Below are 17,977 nucleotides of genomic sequence, written 5' to 3' on the forward strand. Positions count from 1 at the left end.
TCTGATCGCCATGGTGGCCAGTCCATCGGCACATGCCACAGGCAAGACACGCACACGCTCCCCACCCGGCCCTCTCTTTCACCCGTACGGCACCCTGGAGCCATGAACGACTCCGCGTCTGCCCCCCACCGCGCCCGCGCCCGTGTCCGCGCCCCCGAGCTCGTCGGCAAGGGCGGCTGGCTGAACACCGGCGGAGACGATCTCACCCTCGCCGACATGCGCGGGAAGATCGTTCTTCTCGATTTCTGGACCTTTTGCTGCATTAACTGCCTCCACGTCCTCGACGAGCTGCGCGAGCTGGAGGAGCAGCACCGGGACACCCTCGTGATCGTCGGCGTCCACTCGCCCAAGTTCGTGCACGAGGCCGACCACCAGGCCGTCGTCGACGCCGTCGAGCGCTACGAGGTGCACCACCCGGTCCTCGACGACCCGGAGCTCGCGACCTGGAAGCAGTACGCCGTACGGGCCTGGCCGACGCTCGTCGTCATCGACCCCGAGGGGTATGTCGTCGCCCAGCACGCCGGCGAGGGGCACGCCAACGCGATCCGCACCCTCGTGGAGGAGCTGGAGGCCGAGCACGGCGCCAAGGGGACGCTGCGGCGCGGAGACGGGCCGTACGTGCCGCCGGAGCCGGTCGCCACCGATCTGCGGTTCCCCGGCAAGGCGGTCGTCCTGCCCTCCGGGAACCTCCTCGTCTCCGACACCACCCGCCACCAGCTCGTGGAGCTGGCACCGGACGGCGAGAGCGTCGTACGGCGGATCGGGGACAAGGAGTTCCGTGAACCGCAGGGTCTCGCCCTGCTCCCCGACGGCAAGGTCGTCGTCGCCGACACCGTCCACCACGCGCTGCGCACCTTCGACCCTCAGACCGGTGCGATCGAGCTGATCGCCGGAACCGGCCGCCAGTGGTGGCAGGGCTCCCCCACCTCGGGACCGGCGCTCGACGTCGACCTGTCCTCGCCGTGGGACGTGGCCTGGTGGCGCGGAAAGGTGTGGATCGCCATGGCCGGTGTCCACCAGCTGTGGACGTACGACCCCGAGACCGGGACGGTCGAGGTCGCGGCCGGTACGACCAACGAGGGACTGGTCGACGGACCGGCCGCCGAGGCGTGGTTCGCCCAGCCGTCCGGTCTCGCCGCCACCGAGGAGCGGCTGTGGATCGCCGACTCGGAGACCAGCGCCCTGCGCTGGATCGACACCGAGGACGTCGTGCACACGGCCGTCGGCACCGGGCTCTTCGACTTCGGCCACCGTGACGGCCCCGCCGGCCAGGCCCTTTTCCAGCACCCGCTGGGCGTCACCGCCCTGCCCGACGGGTCCGTCGCCGTGAGCGACACGTACAACCACGCGCTGCGCCGCTACGACCCGGCGACCGGCGAGGTCACCACCCTCGCCACCGATCTGCGCGAGCCGAGCGACGCCGTGCTTGTGGGGGACGACATCGTCGTCGTGGAGTCGGCCCGGCACCGGTTGACGCGGCTGCGGCTGCCGGAGGAGGCCGTGCGGGTGGAGTCGGTCGCCCACCGCACCCGGCGCGAGGCCACCGAGATCGCTCCCGGCCGGCTCCGCCTCGATGTCGTCTTCCAGGCGCCGACGGGGCAGAAGCTGGACGAGCGGTACGGTCCCTCGACCCGGCTCCTCGTCTCCTCCACCCCGCCCGAGCTGCTGCTCGCCGGTGAGGGCACGGGCACGGACCTCTTCCGGGAGCTGGACCTCAACCCCGAGATCGGCGAAGGCGTCCTGCACGTCTCGGCGATGGCGGCGTCCTGCGACGACGACCCGGCCAACGAGTACCCGGCCTGCCATGTCCACCAGCAGGACTGGGGTGTTCCGGTGACGGTGACGGAGAGCGGCGCCGCCCGGCTGCCGTTGATCCTCGCGGGCATGGACGCCTGACGCATTACGCCTGACGCGCGCACGGGACCGGGCCGGCTAGTGCAGCATGCCCTGGTTCGTGGACGGGCGGCCCGCCGCGCCGTCCAGGCAGCCGGCCACCCACGCCTCCGGGGCGTGGACGGCCCGGTCGCCGCCCATGCCGCGGCGCTCCATGGCCACGCATTCGCCGGCCAGCAGGGCGCGGGTCCGCTCCCCCGTCATGTCGTACTTCCGGATGCGGACGGCCTGGAGATAGCCGCCCTCGTACGCGATGTCCGTGCCCCACGGCGGGCGTTCGTCGTACTCCGTGACGACGTACGCCGCCACCCCCGTGCCGAGCAGCACGGCGGTGGCGGCGCATGCGATGAACTTCCGCAGGGGTGGGCCCTCGTGACGAACCATGGGAACCACGGTGTCAGCGAGGGCCTTTCCCGGATGTTTCGCGGACCTCCGGTCCTTGACCCGTCGTCAGTAGCGGCGCGTGTCGTCGTCCACCACGGTGGGGGCGACCGGTGGTACGACGGCCCGCCGGCGCCGCGCGATGCTGGTGAAGGTCGCCGTGCCGATGAGACCGACCGCCATCATGATCAGTCCCACCAGGTCGAGGTTGACGCCGTCGAGTTCCCAGTCCGTGGCGAACGTGAGAATCGCGCCCACGGCGATGAGGATGATGCAGCCTCCAAGGCCCATGGATCCCGCCTCCTAGTGGGGTTGTCGGAATCGGGTACCCGGGTCGGCCGCCTCTATCCCTCCCCGGCCTATCCCTCCAGGAAGGCCACCAGCGCGTTCGCGAGCAGGAACGGGTCGTCGGCGCCGCACAGTTCACGCGCGCTGTGCATGGAGAGGATGGCGACGCCGATGTCGACGGTCGTGATGCCGTGGCGGGCGGCGGTGATCGGACCGATCGTCGTGCCGCAGGGCATGTCGTTGCTGGAGACGAACGTCTGCGACGGAACGCCGGCCTTCTCGCAGGCCGCGGCGAACACCGCGCGGCCGCTGCCGTCGGTTGCGTACCGCTGGTTGACGTTGACCTTGAGGATCGGGCCGCCGTTGGCGCGCGGGTGGTGCGTCGGGTCGTGGCGCTCGGCGTAGTTGGGGTGGACGGCGTGGCCGGTGTCGGAGGAGAGGCAGACCGTGCCGGCGAAGGCGCGTGCCTTGTCCTCGTACGCGCCGCCGCGGGCGAAGACCGAGCGTTCGAGGACGGAGCCGAGCAGCGGGCCCTGGGCGCCGGTGTCGGACTCGGAGCCGTTCTCCTCGTGGTCGAAGGCGGCCAGGACGGGGATGTACGGGAGGTCGCCGCGGCCCGCGACGGCCGCCAGCGCGGCGACGCCGGCGTGGACCGAGATGAGGTTGTCCATGCGGGGGCCGGCGACGAGTTCGCGGTCGCGGCCGAGGTAGGAGGGTGCCTCGATGGAGTGGACCATCAGGTCCCAGCCGGTGACGTCCTCGGCGTCGACGCCCGCCTCTTCGGCGACGAAGGAGATCAGGTCGCCCTCGTGGACGTCGCCGAGGCCCCAGATCGGTTGCATGTGGCGCTGCCGGTCCAGCTTCAGGCCCTCGTTGGCCTGGCGGTCGAGGTGGATGGCGAGCTGCGGGACGCGCAGCACGGCCCGGTCGATGTTCACCAGGTGGTTGCTGCCGTCCCGCAGGGTGATCCGGCCGGCGAGGCCGAGGTCGCGGTCGAGCCAGGTGTTGAGCAGCGTGCCGCCGTAGATCTCGACCGCGACCTGCCGCCAGCCCTGGGTGCCCATGTCGGGCCGCGGCTTGACGCGCAGGTTGGGGGAGTCGGTGTGCGCGCCGATGATGCGGTACGGGGTGTGGGGGGCGGCGCCCTCCGGTACGTACCAGGCGATGATCGCGCCGCCGCGGATCACGTACTTCCCGCCCGACGTACCGTCCCAGGCCGCGGTCTCCTCGACCTGCCGGAAGCCGGCCTTCTCCAGGCGCTCGGCGGCGTTGGCCACGGCGTGGTACGGCGACGGGGAGGCCGCCAGGAAGGTCATGAGGTCATCGGTGTGGCCACGGTCGAACGGCTGCGACGGGCGGGAGGGTGCGCTACTCATGCGCTCACCTTACGCACGGTCCGAAAGCCGTCGAGGGGACCCCGGAAAACGGGCGGGCGCGGAAAACGGAACCGTGGGGGAGGGCGGCGGGGGCCGGAGAACGGAGTGGCCGGGAAGCGGGAATCGGTGCGGTGGGACGAGTCGCGGCCGGGGAGGCGGAGGCGCTGCGGTGAGCGGAACGGCTGCGGTGAACGGAACCGCTGGGGCGAGCCGGCACCGCCGCCGCGCGGCCCGGGAAGCGGAACGGCCCGCCCCCCTCCCCGGGGACGAGCCGTTCCTGTATGGACGAAGTGCGTACCAGTGCGTACTAGAACGCGGCCTCGTCCAGGTCCATCAGCGAGCCGTCGACGGCCTCGGCCAGCGCGCGCTCGGTGGAGACGCCCGGCAGGACGTTGGCGGCGAAGAACTTCGCGGCCGCGATCTTGCCGGTGTAGAACGCCTTGTCCTTGGCGGAGGCGGTCTCCAGCTTCTCGGCGGCGACGGCCGCGCCCTTCAGCAGGAGGTAGCCGACGACGACGTCGCCGGAGGCCATCAGCAGGCGGGTGGTGTTGAGGCCGACCTTGTAGATGTTCTTGACGTCCTCGCCGGTCGCGGTGAGGTCGGTGAGCATCTTGCCGACGATGCCCTCCAGGTCCACGGCGGCCTTGGCGAGCGCGTCGCGGGCGTCGGCCAGCTCCTCGCCGCCGGTGCCGACCGCGAGGAACTTCTTGATCTCCTCGGCCAGCGCGTTCAGGGACGCGCCCTGGTCGCGGACGATCTTGCGGAAGAAGAAGTCCTGGCCCTGGATGGCCGTGGTGCCCTCGTAGAGGGTGTCGATCTTGGCGTCCCGGATGTACTGCTCGATCGGGTACTCCTGCAGGAAGCCGGAGCCGCCGAAGGTCTGGAGCGACTGCGCGAGCTGCTCGTAACCCTTCTCGGAGCCGTAGCCCTTCACGATCGGGAGCAGCAGGTCGTTCAGGCCGTGGAGGGCCTTGGCGTCCTCGCCGGCCGCCTCCTTGACCTGGATCGCGTCCTGCACGGAGGCCGTGTAGAGGACGAGGGAGCGCATGCCCTCGGCGTACGCCTTCTGCGTCATGAGCGAGCGGCGGACGTCGGGGTGGTGCGTGATGGTGACCTTGGGCGCGGCCTTGTCCATGAAGTTCGCCAGGTCGGTGCCCTGGACGCGCTCCTTGGCGTACTCGAGGGCGTTGAGGTAGCCCGTCGAGAGGGTGGAGATCGCCTTCGTGCCGACCATCATGCGGGCGAACTCGATGATGAGGAACATCTGGCGGATGCCGTCGTGCTTGTCGCCGATCAGCCAGCCCTTGGCGGGGTGCTGGTCGCCGAAGGTCATCTCGCACGTGTTGGAGGCCTTGAGGCCCATCTTGTGCTCGACGTTGGTGGCGTAGACGCCGTTGCGCTCGCCCAGCTCGCCGGTCTCCCAGTCGAAGTGGTACTTCGGCACGAGGAAGAGGGAGAGGCCCTTGGTGCCGGGGCCGGCGCCCTCGGGGCGGGCGAGGACGTAGTGGAGGATGTTCTCCGACATGTCGTGCTCGCCGGACGTGATGAAGCGCTTCACGCCCTCGATGTGCCAGGAGCCGTCCTCCTGCTGGACGGCCTTGGTGCGGCCGGCGCCGACGTCCGAGCCCGCGTCGGGCTCGGTGAGGACCATGGTGGAGCCCCACTGCTTCTCGACGGCGATCTGGGCGATCTTCTTCTGCGCCTCGTTGCCCTCCTCGAAGAGGACGCCGGCGAACGCGGGGCCGGAGGAGTACATCCAGACGGCCGGGTTCGAGCCGAGCAGCAGCTCCGCGTAGGCCCAGATCAGGGAGCGCGGGGAGGTGGTGCCGCCGATCTCCTCGGGCAGGCCGAGGCGCCAGTACTCGGAGTCCATGAAGGCCTGGTACGACTTCTTGAAGCTGGCCGGGACCGGGGCGGTGTTGGTGGCGGGGTCGAAGACCGGCGGGTTGCGGTCGGCGTCGGCGAAGGACTCGGCGATCTCGTTCTCCGCGAGGCGCTGGATCTCCTCCAGGACGCTCTTGGCGGTCTCGACGTCCATCTCCTCGAACGGACCGGTGCCGTACACCTTGTCGCGCCCGAGGACCTCGAAGAGGTTGAACTCGATGTCGCGGAGATTCGACTTGTAGTGCCCCATGGCGACGGCTCCGTAAAGGCTCGGGGAGGCGGATGTCCTGGTGGGCGTGCTCGTGGCAGGACGTACTACCGGTGAGTAGCCCACGTTCTCTACGATGATGCTACCCACCGGTAATAAGAGCAACCCCTGTCCGGACATCTGTGACGCGAGCCGCATGTCCCGTAGCTGGACGCCCAAGACCCGGGGGCTCTCACCCCCCGGGCCCTGCCACCTTCCGTAATGAGCTCAGTACAGGCCGTTGAGGTCCGTGCCCTCCGGCGCGCGGAAGCAGCCGGAGACGACGTTGACGAGGATCAGATTCTTCTTCTTCGGGTCCGTGCTGCCCACCCACAGTTCGGCGTTTACGGAGAAGCGCTCCTCCTCGGAGTCCGCCGTGAGTTCGAGGGACTTGGCCTTGCTGTTGTTCGGGCCGTACGAGACGACCTTCCAGCCCTTGGTGGGCAGCGCCTGCCGGAGCCGTTCGAAGCCCTGCTTCAGCTCTTCCTCGGAGACGTCGTACACCGACCAGGGGTGGCGGATCTTGAAGAGGTGCTCGCGGTCCTCCTCGCACGTGGAGGCACTGGCGCCGCCCGGGGTCGTCTTTGCCCGCGGCAGCCCGATCATGTCGAAGATCTCGCTGGAGACCTCCTTGGTGCGCGTCCTTGCCCGCTCCACCTCGAGAGTCGTCGGGGTGTAGCCGAGGTCGTCGGTGTCGTCGGTGCCGTTCATGGAGCATCCCGTCGCGAGGGTCGTGAGGCAGAGGAGGAGGGCGCCGAGCGCCGCTCCGCGAACTCTGGTGCGGTGGTTGCCGGTGTTCATCAGTCCTCGTTCACCTTGTCGTACTCGCCGACCACGACTTTCGCCTGGTTCTTGAGACTCTCGGAATCCGGGGTCCAGTAGTCACTGTGGCCGCTCGTGTCCACATTCATGCGGTGCGCGCCGAACAACTCGTCGGACGGCACGGTCTGCACGAATCCGGCGCTGTACGGAATGCCGTTCCAGGTCTGCACGCCCCACGTCTGGCCGCCGAGTCCCGCCACTTTTCCACCTGCCGGCACCACGTCGTTCCACGCCGCCTCGGACCAGACGTGGTCCTTGCCGACGTCCAGGTCCTCGGCCCTGCCGGTCAGCATGCCGGGGCTACCGACGGCCACGATGTCGTCGGCGGCGAGATCGCCCCGGTTGGAGGCATCACCGACGACCGTCGAGCCGTAGCTGTGTCCGACGACCGTGGTGTGGCTCTTGTCGGCGCCGCCCTGCACGGTCTCCAGGCCGTCCATGAACTGGAGGAGGATGGGGGAGCCGTTGTGCGCCCAGCTCTTCTGCATGGCGTCGGGGGCGATGGACTGCGGTGCCTCGTAACCGAACCAGGTGATGGTGGAGACGTTCGAGCCGGGAGCCTGCGCCTGTGTCTCCATCCACAGATTGGTCATCCGCGAGATGTTGCCGTCGAAGTCTTTCAGATTCGTCGTCGTGCCCGGCACGTAGACGGCAGTGTGGTCGGCGGCGTCGGGGTTGCCGTTGGCGATGATCGCCCGGCCGATGCCGTCGTTGTCGTAGCCGAGGAGATACGCCTCGGGGAGGCCCTCCTTGCCGGTGGCGTCGAACCGGGCCTGGATCGAGTTGATGCCTTTCAGCTGGTCCTTCAGCCTCTCCTGGTCCTTCTGCCACTGCTTGTACTCGGGGCTCAGGACGACGGCCGGGTAGGTGCCGTTCGGGTTCGGAATGTACTGGTTCGGCGCGGGCTTGTTCAGCTCCGTCTGGATCTGTGCCCGGGTCTCCGCCAGCACCATCCGGTTCGCGTCGTCGCGGACCGGCGACGGCAGGCCGTCCAGGGCGCCGATCGAGGCGGGGTAGAGCGTCGCGTACTCGTCGCGCTGTTCCTGGGTGAGGCCGTTCCACCAGTCGGCGTTCTCCTTGGGGGATTTGCCGTGGGGGATCGCCGCGTCGTCGGCGTACTTGCCGGCCGCGTCCTGGAGGGCCTTCGTGTCGGCCGCGGCGTCGGCGAGGGCGGCGTCGTCGACGGTGAGGCCCGGCGGGGCCTTGAGCTTGCGCAGGACGGCGGCGTAGCGGCTGTCGATCTCGGCGGCCTCGCGGACCGCGTCGCCGATGCGTTGGGCGATGTCCTCGGCCTTGCCCTTGTTGGCGTCGGCGCTGCCGATGCCCTCGGCCGCCCCCGGCGCGTACGGGACGGGCGCGCCGTGCTGGGCGGTGTTGGTGCCGGGGGCGAGGACGGCGGACTTCATCGGGTACTCGACCGAGCCGTCCGGCTTGACCGTGAACTTCAGGTTCTCGGCGTCCTCCAACGCCTGCTTCAGCTTCTTCTGCGGGGCGGCGAGTTCGGAGGCCAGGCCGTTGAGCGCGGTGCGGATCAGCCCGCACTCGGTGTGCAGGTACTGGTAGTTGCGGCTGAGCTGACGGACGTCCTCGGCCGCGCGGGTGGCGGTCTCACCCTTCTGCGTGTCGTGGATCTTGGCGAACATGCCGTTGTCGACACGGTCCTTGTCGGCGTTGGAGCGGGAGCTGACCTTGCCCCACCCGTCCGCCGCGTCCGTGTACTCGTTCAGCTTCACGTCGCGCAACTGCTGCCAGGTGGGCACGGCGGCCTCAGCCCTCCTTCTTCGGCGCGGGGACGGGAGCCTCGGCGGCGATCTTGCGCTGGGTGTCGGTCTCCCGCTCGCCGAAGTCGCGCCCGGCGCTCTTGAGGGCGGATTCCAGCCGTCCGCACTCGTCGCGTACGGAGGTGATGCGCGACTTCCAGGTGCCGAGGATCTCGGTGAGTGCGGCGGAGGAGTCGAATCCGGCCGTTGCGCCTGTGACGCCTTCGTTCGCCGAGTCGAGGTCGGTGAGCGAGGTCGAGGTGCTGGTGCGCAGCTCGCCCGCGGTGTTGCCGGCGGAGTGCCAGGGGCCCTCGTCCGCCTTCAGGTTCGGACCGCCGCTGCCGCCCCCGCCTTCTTGTCCCGGGACCCCCGCCAGCGTCATCGAGGCGGGCCGTTCCGGTGGTCCGCTCGCGCCGAACAGCTCTTCCCATTGTGCGTTGAGTGCCATGCTCCACCCCCGTGGCGACCGGATTGCTCACGCGAACCTAGCAAGAGACGGTGAGCGGGCGAAAGAAAGTGCGAAGAACGGTCCGGTGGTGGGGGCGGGCGGTGTCCGGGTCCGGTCCCGGGCTGCCGTATCCGATCGGGGCGTGTGGTCCGCTCGATAGGCTGGGGCCATGTACGGATACGGCCAGCACGCAGACGGTAGTGCCGCCCAGCAGCAGTACGCCCCGCCGCAGCAGCAGCCGATGCAGGGCATGCCCGGCGGGATGCAGGGGGGCGGGTACGGGCAGCAGGCGCCGCTGTACCCCGAGCCGTCGCCGCCCTCGCTCGCCGACGCCGTACGGGCCTTCACGACCGGGTCGCTGGCGGCCGAGGACTTCCAGCAGATCTTCGCGACCTCGAAGGTCTACTGCCCCCGGGGCGACAATCCCGGCTTCCTCGCTCTGCACAACACCCAGCAGCCGGTCATCCCGATGTTCACCTCGCTGAAGGAGCTGCGGCGGTACGCGGGCAAGGAGTCGAAGTACTTCGTGATCACCGGCGCCGAGGTGATCGACCTGCTGCCGACGGGCTACGGCTTCGTCCTCGACATGGAGGGTGACCACCGCATGGTCTTCGACGCGAAGGCCGTGGAGCAGATGGTCGACTTCGCGATGCGGCGGATGTACGGCTGACCGACGCCGGCAGGCGGGAGAGCGCCCGGGGGGAATTCCTCCCGGGCGTTCCGCGTTCCGGGTGGCGGGAAGTTCAGTATTCAACTAAAGTGGTCGCACAAGGAGGTCCCGCCATGCCCGCCGTGACTGTCGAGAACCCGCTCACCCTGCCGCGCGTCGCCGCCCCGGCCGACGCCACCCCCCGCCCCGTGCTCGCCGTGACCACGGCTCCCTCGGGCTTCGAGGGCGAGGGTTTCCCGGTGCGCCGCGCGTTCGCCGGGATCAACTACCAGTACCTCGACCCGTTCATCATGATGGACCAGATGGGAGAGGTGGAGTACGCCCCCGGCGAGCCCAAGGGAACGCCCTGGCACCCCCACCGCGGCTTCGAGACCGTCACGTACATCATCGACGGGATCTTCGACCACCAGGACTCCAACGGCGGTGGCGGCACCATCACCAACGGTGACACCCAGTGGATGACCGCCGGCTCCGGGCTCCTCCACATCGAGGCCCCGCCGGAGTCCCTCGTCGTCAGCGGCGGACTCTTCCACGGGCTCCAGCTCTGGGTGAACCTGCCCGCGAGCGACAAGATGATGGCCCCCCGCTACCAGGACATCCGCGGCGGCCAGGTGCAGCTGCTGGCCTCGCCCGACGGCGGCGCGCTGCTCCGCGTCATCGCCGGCGAGCTCGACGGCCACGCCGGCCCGGGCATCACGCACACCCCGATCACGATGATCCACGCGACGATCCGGCCCGGCGCGGAGATGACCCTGCCCTGGCGGGAGGACTTCAACGGACTCGTGTACGTACTGGCCGGGCGCGGGTCCGTCGGTACGGAGCGGCGGCCGGTTCACATGGGCCAGACCGCGGTCTTCGGCAAGGGCGGCGCGCTCACCGTCCGCGCGGACGACAGGCAGGACGGCCACACGCCGGACCTGGAGGTCGTCGTCCTCGGCGGCCGGCCGATCCGCGAACCGATGGCGCACTACGGTCCGTTCGTCATGAACAGCCAGGCGGAGCTGCGCCAGGCCTTCGAGGACTTCCAGGCGGGCCGGCTCGGCAGGATCCCGGCGGTCCACGGCATGGGCGAGTAGGACGGTCGCCTCCGGTACGCGGTCGCATCCCGTAGACGCCCGCCTCCGGTGCACGGTCGTCTCCGGTACGCGGTCGTCTGCGGTACGCGTACGTGTACGCGCCCGCCTTCCGTACGAAGCCCGGTACAGCGCCGGGTGAGGGTCCGCCTCGCCCGGCGCCTCCGTGTGACGAGGCGTCACCCGTGCGGACCCGTACCGCAGGACGGCACGCGGAGGCCGTGGTCGGCTGGGGCTCGTGCAGACGCAGAAGCCGCAGCCGGCGCCGGGACCGCGACCTCTCCTTCCCGACGCCGCGCGACGGGTCGCCGCCTGGTGCGTCGTCGCGCTGCTGGTGACCGGCGTCGCCGCCGTCGGCGTATGGCTGTGCGTCGTGTTCAAGACGGCCGTGACGCCCGTCCTGCTCGCCCTCCTCGGGACGGCCCTCCTCGGCCCGCTCCACCGGCGGCTGCTGCGCATGAAGGTGCAGCGGTCGCTCGCCGCCGCGATCACCTGTGTCGCCGTGGTCGCCGTCGTCGGCGGCGCCACCTACATCGTCGTCAGCGCGCTCATCGAGACCGGCGACCAGATCATCACCTCCCTGCGCCGGGCCGCCACGGACCTCGCCGAGCACCTCGGCGCCGCCGGGACCTCCCTCGACGACCTCGCCGCGAACTCCAAGGAGCTCCTGCAGAAGTTCGGCGGCACCGCCGCCTCCGGGGTGATCAGCGGCCTCAGCGTCGTCGGCCAGATGATCGCCGTCGCCGTCCTCGCCCTGTTCCTCGTCTTCTTCTTCCTCCGCGACTCCGACAAGGCCGTGGGCACCCTGCGGTCCCTCGCCCCGCGCGCCACCGGCGACACGGTCGAGGCGATCGGCCGCCGCGCGTTCGAGGCGGTCGAGGGGTTCATGCGCGGCACCACCTTCATCGCCCTGATCGACGCCCTCCTCATCACCATCGGGCTGCTGATCCTGCGGGTGCCCGGCGCCGTCGGCCTCGGCGCGCTCGTCTTCGTCGGCGCCTACATCCCGTACCTCGGCGCCTTCATCTCCGGCGCCGTCGCCATCCTCGTGGCCCTCGCCGACCGGGGTTTCGTCATCGCGCTGTGGGCGCTCGGCGTCGTCCTGGCCGTACAGGTCCTGGAAGGCCACATCCTCCAGCCCGTGATCCAGAGCCGGACCGTCCAGATGCACCCGGCCGTGGTCATGCTGACGATCACGGCCGGGGCGTCGGTCGCCGGAATTCTGGGCATGCTGCTCGCCGTACCGCTGACCGCCGCCGCGTTCGGGGTGATCGGCGAGCTGCGCAGCCGGTACGGGGAGCAGGCCGGGTAGATCCGAGGGGGCCGACGGCCCGGTGGATCGGTCGCTTCAGCGGGTCACGTCGCCGTGGGGATGCCGCCCGGCTCGAAGCTGGCCAGCATCTGTTCGAGCGCCGCCTGGTCCGGGCCCACGAACGGGTCCGAGTCCGGCGCCATCGCGATCGTCTCGGTCATCCTGTCCGTCATCCGCACGGCGGGCGGCAGATGCGTGCTGAGCAGGATCTCCGGGTTCATCGCGCGGATCGGATCGATCGTCGCCCGGTACTTCGCCGCGTCCACGACATGCACCCACGGGCTGTCCAGCGTCGCCCACAGCAGCTGGGCGGCCCGCAGTTCGTCAGGCTTCAGATCGCTCGCGTGCCCGCTCTCCGCGAGCTCGGCGGTCGGCATCGGCCCGCCGAAGCAGTCGGAGCTGAAGCAGATCCGGGTCCTGTCGTCGTAGAAGCCGACGGTGGCCGGATTGTCGAAGAGCGGCGGCCTGAAGGCGTGCAGGGAACGGTCGCCGACGTCCAGGGACTGGCCGGGGTTGAGGAAGTAGACGCGGTCCATGGGCAGCGGGCGTTCGGTGGTCATGATCCCCGCGCCGATGAAGGTGGTCACCACCCGCGCCCGGGGAGCGGCGACGAGCAGATCGAAGATGCCGCCCGTGTGGTCGCGGTCGGGGTGGGTGAGCCAGATCCAGAGGATGTCGGCGGGGTCGACGACTCCGGCGACGGCGGTGACGAAGTCACGGTCGGAGACGGAGAGTCCGGTGTCGACGACGACCGGCTCCTTGGCGGTCAGAACGAAGGCGTTGACGGGGATGTGACCGACCCCCGGCGCTTCGAGGCTGTCGGCCAGGACGGTGGTGTCGCTGCCGACCTTGTGGGTGTCCATAGCTTGCTCCGTGGTCCCCCCGGCGGCCGTACGGCTCCAGTCTCCTCCGGTCCGACGCACGGCGCGCGCCCGATGCCCGAAGCGCCCCAATGCCCGAAGCGCCCGATGCCCGAAGCGCCCCGATGCCCGAAGCGCCCGACGCCCGAAGCGCCCCGCACTCACGACCGTACGTACGCCCCCTTCACGCCCCCGCTACTCGCAGCACCCCTTCCCCGACGGCGGCTCGTTCAGTTCGAACCAGATCGACTTGCCCTCGCCCCGCGGGTCCACGCCCCACGCGTGCGCCAGCATCTCCATCAGGACCAGGCCGCGCCCCGACGAGGCCATCTCGCCCGGCTGGCGCCTGTGCGGCAGCTCGTCGCTGGTGTCGGCGACCTCCACCCGCAGGCGGCGCGCCTCGTCGTCGCAGGTCACCTCGGCGACCAGCAGCGCGTCGCCGTCCGTGTGGATGAGCACGTTGGTGACCATCTCCGAGACCATGAGGACCGCCGAGTCGACCTGGTCCTCGTCGGTCCAGTCGTGCAGCAGCTGGCGCAGATACTGGCGCGCGGTGGCGATGCGCTCCGGCTCTGCCTGGGCGACGGTCATCATCGTGCGGCGCGGGGCCCGGCGCACGGCGCTGCCCTGGCGGGAGAGGAGCAGCAGGGCGATGTCGTCCTCGCGGCGGTCGGCGAGCGGCCCGGTGGTGTGGTGGGAGCCGGGGCCGTGGACGGCTTCGACGAGCCGGTCGGCGAGGCCCTCCAGGGAGTCGCCGTCGTGCTCTTCGAGGAGCGTACGGACGCGTTCCCAGCCGCTGTCGAGGTCGTGGCCGCCGGTCTCCAAAAGCCCGTCGGTGCACATCATCAGGGTCTCGCCGGGCTCCAGGGTGAACCGGGTCGTCGGATAGTCGGTGTCCGGGTCGATGCCCAGGGGGAGCCCGCCGGCGGTCGGTCGCAGCAGAACCGTTCCGTCGGTCAGCCGGACCGCCGGGTCCGGGTGGCCGGCCCGGGCGATGTCCACGACACCGGAGACCGGGTCGATCTCCAGGTAGAGGCAGGTCGCGAAGCGCGGGCCGCCACTCTCCTCGGCGGCCCCGTGCCCGCCCCCGTCGCCGTGGGTGATCCCGTACAGGAAGCGGGAGGCGCGCGAGAGCACCGCGTCGGGCCTGTGGCCCTCGGAGGCGTACGCGCGCAGGGCGATCCGCAGCTGCCCCATCAGCCCGGCGGCCCGGACGTCATGGCCCTGGACGTCGCCGATGACCAGGGCGATCCGCCCTCCGCCGTGGCCGCCGGCGCGGGAGGTGCCGCCCGGGAGCGGGATCATGTCGTACCAGTCGCCGCCGACCTGGAGCCCGCCGCCGGTGGGGACGTACCGGGCGGCGACGTGGAGGCCGGGGATGCCGGGGCCGAGGACCGGCATCATCGTGCGCTGGAGGCCGAGCGACAGCTCCCGCTCGGACTCGGCGACGCCGGCCCGGGCGAGCGCCTGCGCGAGCATGCGGGCGACGGTGGTGAGGACGGAGCGCTCGTCGGGGGTGAAGGCGACCGGGTGCTTGAACGCGGCCATCCAGGCGCCCATGGTGCGGCCGGCCACGATGAGCGGGAGGTAGGCCCAGGACTGTCTGCCGAACTGCCGGGCCAGCGGCCAGGTGACCGGGAAGCGCCGCTGGTACTCCTCCGGCGTCGGCAGATAGATCGCCCGGCCGGTCCTGGCGACCTCGGCCGCCGGATAGTCGGTGCCCAGCGACATCGAGCTGAAGGGGCCCTCGTCGCCGGCGTTGTGCCCGTGGTGGCCGATGATCGTCAGCCGGTCGCCCGCCACGCCGAAGACGGCCAGCCCGTCCGGGGAGAAGCCGGGCATGGAGAGGGAGGCGGCGACGCGCAGGACCTCGGCGGTCGAGCGCGCCTCGGCGAGCGCCCGGCCGGCGTCGAGCAGGAACGCCTCGCGCGAGCGGCGCCAGTCTCCGGTGACGGGGGTGCGGGCCGCCGTGCCGGGCTGGGGCTCGGCGACCTCCTGGAGAGTGCCGACGAGCTGGTAGTCGTCGCCCTCGATGAGCGGTTTGGACCGGCTCCGTACGGTACGGATCACCCGGCCGTGCTCGTCCATGATCCGCAGCCGGGCCTCGGCGAGGGTTCCCTCCGCGACGGCGAGGTTGACCACCCCGTCGATCTCGTTCCAGTCGACGGGATGGAAGCGCGAGCGCACGGCCGCCTCGGTGAGCCGGGCGGGTTCGGCGGGCAGCCCGAGCAGCCGGGCCGCCTCGGCGTCGAGCGTGACGATCCCGGACGCGTTGTCCCAGCGCCACAGACCGGTCGCGATCGCGGCCAGGACGTCCTCGGTGCGCATTGACCTACTTTATGAATATCGGACTCCAGGTCGCCACCGAGAGTATTCGAAAAGGGATCTTGGGTGGCCCGGTACCCTTGACGGGCCTGGATGATTCCAGGCTCCCCACCGATTCCGAAGACTGGATGAACGACGATGCATCGGTACAGGTCCCACACCTGCGGCGAGCTCCGCGCCTCTGACGTCGGCACCGACGTCCGGCTGAGCGGCTGGCTGCACAATCGGCGCGACCTGGGCGGCATCCTCTTCATCGATCTGCGCGACCACTACGGCATCACGCAGCTTGTCGCCCGGCCCGGCACCCCGGCCGCCGAGGCCCTGGACAAGCTGACGAAGGAGACCGTCATCCGCGTGGACGGCAAGGTCGTCTCGCGTGGTGCCGAGAACGTCAACCCGGAGCTGGCGACCGGCGAGATCGAGATCGAGGTCTCCGAGGTCGAGGTCCTGGGCGCGTCCAAGCAGATCCCGTTCACCGTCAACGCCGACGACGGCGTGAACGAGGAGCGGCGCCTGGAGTACCGCTTCCTCGACCTGCGCCGTGAGCGCATGCACCGCAACATCATGCTGCGCTCGGCCGTCATCGCCGCCATCCGCTCCAAGATGGTGGCCCTCGGCTTCAACGAGATGGCGACGCCGATCCTGGCCGCGACCTCCCCCGAGGGCGCCCGCGACTTCGTCGTCCCGTCCCGTCTCAACCCGGGCAAGTTCTATGCCCTGCCGCAGGCGCCGCAGCAGTTCAAGCAGCTGCTGATGATCTCCGGCTTCGACCGCTACTTCCAGATCGCGCCCTGCTTCCGCGACGAGGACGCGCGCGCCGACCGCTCGCCGGGCGAGTTCTACCAGCTCGACGTCGAGATGAGCTTCGTCGAGCAGGAGGACGTCTTCCAGCCGATCGAGAAGCTCATGACGGAGATCTTCGAGGAGTTCGGCGGCGGCCGCCACGTCACGTCGCCGTTCCCGCGGATCCCGTTCCGCGAGGCGATGCTGAAGTACGGCTCCGACAAGCCGGACCTGCGGGCCAAGCTGGAGCTCGTCGACATCTCCGACGTCTTCGAGAACTCCGAGTTCAAGGCCTTCGCCGGCAAGCACGTGCGCGCGCTCGCGGTGCCGGACACGGGCGACCAGCCGCGCAAGTTCTTCGACGGCCTGGGCGACTACGCGGTCGAGCAGGGCGCGAAGGGCCTGGCGTGGGTGCGCGTCGGCGAGAACTCGACGCTGACGGGCCCGATCGCCAAGTTCCTCACCGAGGAGAACGTCAAGGTCCTCACCGAGCGCCTCGGCCTGCAGCCCGGCCACGCGGTCTTCTTCGGCGCGGGCGAGTTCGACGAGGTCTCGAAGATCATGGGCGCGGTCCGCGTCGAGGCGGCGAAGCGCGCCGGGCACTTCGAGGAGGGCGTCTTCCGCTTCTGCTGGATCGTCGACTTCCCGATGTACGAGCGGGACGAGGAGACCGGCAAGATCGACTTCTCGCACAACCCGTTCTCGATGCCGCAGGGCGGCCTGGAGGCCCTGGAGACCCAGGACCCGCTGGACATCCTGGGCTGGCAGTACGACATCGTCTGCAACGGCGTCGAGCTCTCCTCGGGCGCGATCCGGAACCACGAGCCCGAGATCATGTTCAAGGCGTTCGAGATCGCGGGTTACTCGCGCGAGACGGTCGAGCACGAGTTCGCGGGCATGCTCCGCGCCTTCGAGTACGGCGCCCCGCCGCACGGCGGCATCGCCCCGGGCGTCGACCGCATCGTGATGCTCCTCGCGGACGAGCCGAACATCCGCGAGACGATCGCCTTCCCGCTCAACGGCAACGCCCAGGACCTGCTGATGGGCGCCCCGACGGAGCTGGACGAGGCGCGCCTGCGGGAGCTGAACCTCCAGCTGCGCAAGCCGGTGGAGAAGTCCACGGAGAAGTAACCCCCAGGAGTGAAGGGCCCGGAATCCGCGGATTCCGGGCCCTTGGCATATGCCAGGGTGCCGCCATGGCGACAGCGACGAACCCGGCCGCGCGGGCCGGGAACCACGTACCGTGGAAGGCACCACCGATCTGGGAGGAGTCTGCCGTGAGCGTCCTGACTCAGGAAGGGTTCGAGGAACTCGCCCGCCTCGGCGAACGCGTGGACGAATCTCTGCGTCTCGAGTTCATCGACGGCAAGATCGGCGAGAAGGCCTTGCCGGACGGCGACCACGGGCGGATCATCGCCTGGCTCACGCGACTGTGCATCCAGACCAATGCCGGCTGGTGGCTCTATCCCGACCAAGGGCTGCGGATCGAGAAGTACAGGAAGGGCAACGCCCGTCCCGACGGTTGCCTCGTACCGTTGGACGCGTTCGTCGGCCAGGGCGAGTGGGCCGACGCCGACGGTGTCCTCATGGTCGTCGAGGTGACCTCCGGCGACTCCGACACCGGCCGCCGTGACCGCGTCGAGAAACCCCGCGCCTACGCCGAGACCGGCATCCCCGTCTACCTCCTGATCGACAGGACCACCGGCGAGGTCAAGGTCCACTCGCAGCCGGACGGGGAGCGGTACGAAATGGTGGCGACGGTGCCGTTCGGGAAGACGGTCACGCTGCCGGAGCCGGTGGGCATGGAACTGGACACGGAGCCGCTGAAGAACTGGGTGCACTGATACGAGGGCTT

The 17,977-nt window shown here is 70.2% G+C and carries 15 protein-coding genes; 6 read left to right on the plus strand and 9 right to left on the minus strand.

Translation table 11 applies throughout. From position 1 onward, the window contains the following. Positions 1-102 precede the first annotated feature (102 nt). Entirely contained in the window at positions 103-1,896 is a 1,794-nt protein-coding gene (locus tag ACIRB4_RS19890; protein WP_403292870.1) for an NHL domain-containing thioredoxin family protein, read from the plus strand. 36 nt (positions 1,897-1,932) lie between these two features. Here the strand turns inward: ACIRB4_RS19890 and ACIRB4_RS19895 are convergent, their stop codons facing one another. From ACIRB4_RS19895 to ACIRB4_RS19925, 7 genes are all read right to left on the minus strand, one after another. Next, on the minus strand, positions 1,933-2,277 hold the full coding sequence (locus ACIRB4_RS19895; protein WP_403292872.1) for a hypothetical protein: 345 nt from the start codon (positions 2,275-2,277) through the stop codon (positions 1,933-1,935). Positions 2,278-2,343: 66 nt separating this feature from the next. Then, positions 2,344-2,565 carry a DUF6458 family protein gene (locus tag ACIRB4_RS19900; RefSeq protein ID WP_403292874.1) on the minus strand — a complete coding sequence of 74 codons (222 nt, stop codon included), beginning with the start codon at positions 2,563-2,565 and terminating at the stop codon, positions 2,344-2,346. 68 nt (positions 2,566-2,633) lie between these two features. Then, positions 2,634-3,938, minus strand: a complete 1,305-nt coding sequence (locus ACIRB4_RS19905; RefSeq protein ID WP_403292875.1) for a M18 family aminopeptidase — start codon at positions 3,936-3,938, stop codon at positions 2,634-2,636. Between the two features lie 307 nt (positions 3,939-4,245). Then, positions 4,246-6,072: an acyl-CoA dehydrogenase gene (locus ACIRB4_RS19910; RefSeq protein WP_403292876.1), complete on the minus strand. Its 1,827-nt coding sequence runs from the start codon at positions 6,070-6,072 to the stop codon at positions 4,246-4,248. A 225-nt stretch (positions 6,073-6,297) separates the two neighbouring features. After that, positions 6,298-6,870 carry a hypothetical protein gene (locus tag ACIRB4_RS19915; RefSeq protein WP_403292878.1) on the minus strand — a complete coding sequence of 191 codons (573 nt, stop codon included), beginning with the start codon at positions 6,868-6,870 and terminating at the stop codon, positions 6,298-6,300. After that, positions 6,870-8,651 carry an alpha/beta hydrolase gene (locus ACIRB4_RS19920; protein ID WP_403292879.1) on the minus strand — a complete coding sequence of 594 codons (1,782 nt, stop codon included), beginning with the start codon at positions 8,649-8,651 and terminating at the stop codon, positions 6,870-6,872. The genes ACIRB4_RS19915 and ACIRB4_RS19920 overlap by 1 nt, the downstream gene beginning before the upstream one ends. Positions 8,652-8,658: 7 nt before the next feature. Beyond that, on the minus strand, positions 8,659-9,099 hold the full coding sequence (locus ACIRB4_RS19925) for a hypothetical protein (RefSeq protein WP_403292880.1): 441 nt from the start codon (positions 9,097-9,099) through the stop codon (positions 8,659-8,661). 169 nt (positions 9,100-9,268) lie between these two features. Here ACIRB4_RS19925 and ACIRB4_RS19930 point away from each other — a divergent pair, with 169 nt between their 5' ends. From ACIRB4_RS19930 to ACIRB4_RS19940, 3 genes are all read left to right on the plus strand, one after another. Continuing rightward, positions 9,269-9,769 carry an SseB family protein gene (locus ACIRB4_RS19930; protein ID WP_403292881.1) on the plus strand — a complete coding sequence of 167 codons (501 nt, stop codon included), beginning with the start codon at positions 9,269-9,271 and terminating at the stop codon, positions 9,767-9,769. A gap of 113 nt (positions 9,770-9,882) precedes the next feature. Beyond that, positions 9,883-10,845, plus strand: coding sequence for a pirin family protein (locus ACIRB4_RS19935; protein ID WP_403292883.1), 963 nt, complete (start codon positions 9,883-9,885; stop codon positions 10,843-10,845). 235 nt (positions 10,846-11,080) lie between these two features. Continuing rightward, on the plus strand, positions 11,081-12,154 hold the full coding sequence (locus tag ACIRB4_RS19940) for an AI-2E family transporter (RefSeq protein ID WP_403292884.1): 1,074 nt from the start codon (positions 11,081-11,083) through the stop codon (positions 12,152-12,154). Positions 12,155-12,198: 44 nt separating this feature from the next. Here the strand turns inward: ACIRB4_RS19940 and ACIRB4_RS19945 are convergent, their stop codons facing one another. Together ACIRB4_RS19945 and ACIRB4_RS19950 are read right to left on the minus strand one after the other, a co-directional pair. Next, positions 12,199-13,017: an MBL fold metallo-hydrolase gene (locus ACIRB4_RS19945; RefSeq protein WP_403292887.1), complete on the minus strand. Its 819-nt coding sequence runs from the start codon at positions 13,015-13,017 to the stop codon at positions 12,199-12,201. Between the two features lie 192 nt (positions 13,018-13,209). Continuing rightward, positions 13,210-15,342 (minus strand): SpoIIE family protein phosphatase, encoded by a 2,133-nt coding sequence (locus ACIRB4_RS19950; protein WP_403292888.1) that lies wholly within the window; start codon positions 15,340-15,342, stop codon positions 13,210-13,212. A gap of 135 nt (positions 15,343-15,477) precedes the next feature. Between ACIRB4_RS19950 and aspS the strand changes: the two genes are divergently transcribed. Together aspS and ACIRB4_RS19960 are read left to right on the plus strand one after the other, a co-directional pair. After that, entirely contained in the window at positions 15,478-17,253 is a 1,776-nt protein-coding gene (gene aspS / locus ACIRB4_RS19955) for an aspartate--tRNA ligase (protein ID WP_403292890.1), read from the plus strand. 146 nt (positions 17,254-17,399) lie between these two features. Further along, positions 17,400-17,966 (plus strand): Uma2 family endonuclease, encoded by a 567-nt coding sequence (locus tag ACIRB4_RS19960; protein ID WP_403292892.1) that lies wholly within the window; start codon positions 17,400-17,402, stop codon positions 17,964-17,966. Positions 17,967-17,977: the final 11 nt, after the last annotated feature.

Source organism: Streptomyces sp. NPDC093600 (assembly GCF_044764755.1).
In the GTDB taxonomy this organism is placed as follows: domain Bacteria; phylum Actinomycetota; class Actinomycetes; order Streptomycetales; family Streptomycetaceae; genus Streptomyces.

What these genes read in the sequence shown, in the direction of transcription:
- ACIRB4_RS19890 (WP_403292870.1), top strand. Translation starts at nt 103, where the DNA reads ATGAACGACTCCGCGTCTGCCCCCCACCGCGCCCGCGCCCGTGTCCGC.
- ACIRB4_RS19895 (WP_403292872.1), bottom strand. Translation starts at nt 2,277, where the DNA reads ATGGTTCGTCACGAGGGCCCACCCCTGCGGAAGTTCATCGCATGCGCC.
- ACIRB4_RS19900 (WP_403292874.1), bottom strand. Translation starts at nt 2,565, where the DNA reads ATGGGCCTTGGAGGCTGCATCATCCTCATCGCCGTGGGCGCGATTCTC.
- ACIRB4_RS19905 (WP_403292875.1), bottom strand. Translation starts at nt 3,938, where the DNA reads ATGAGTAGCGCACCCTCCCGCCCGTCGCAGCCGTTCGACCGTGGCCAC.
- ACIRB4_RS19910 (WP_403292876.1), bottom strand. Translation starts at nt 6,072, where the DNA reads ATGGGGCACTACAAGTCGAATCTCCGCGACATCGAGTTCAACCTCTTC.
- ACIRB4_RS19915 (WP_403292878.1), bottom strand. Translation starts at nt 6,870, where the DNA reads ATGAACACCGGCAACCACCGCACCAGAGTTCGCGGAGCGGCGCTCGGC.
- ACIRB4_RS19925 (WP_403292880.1), bottom strand. Translation starts at nt 9,099, where the DNA reads ATGGCACTCAACGCACAATGGGAAGAGCTGTTCGGCGCGAGCGGACCA.
- ACIRB4_RS19930 (WP_403292881.1), top strand. Translation starts at nt 9,269, where the DNA reads ATGTACGGATACGGCCAGCACGCAGACGGTAGTGCCGCCCAGCAGCAG.
- ACIRB4_RS19935 (WP_403292883.1), top strand. Translation starts at nt 9,883, where the DNA reads ATGCCCGCCGTGACTGTCGAGAACCCGCTCACCCTGCCGCGCGTCGCC.
- ACIRB4_RS19945 (WP_403292887.1), bottom strand. Translation starts at nt 13,017, where the DNA reads ATGGACACCCACAAGGTCGGCAGCGACACCACCGTCCTGGCCGACAGC.
- ACIRB4_RS19950 (WP_403292888.1), bottom strand. Translation starts at nt 15,342, where the DNA reads ATGCGCACCGAGGACGTCCTGGCCGCGATCGCGACCGGTCTGTGGCGC.
- aspS (WP_403292890.1), top strand. Translation starts at nt 15,478, where the DNA reads ATGCATCGGTACAGGTCCCACACCTGCGGCGAGCTCCGCGCCTCTGAC.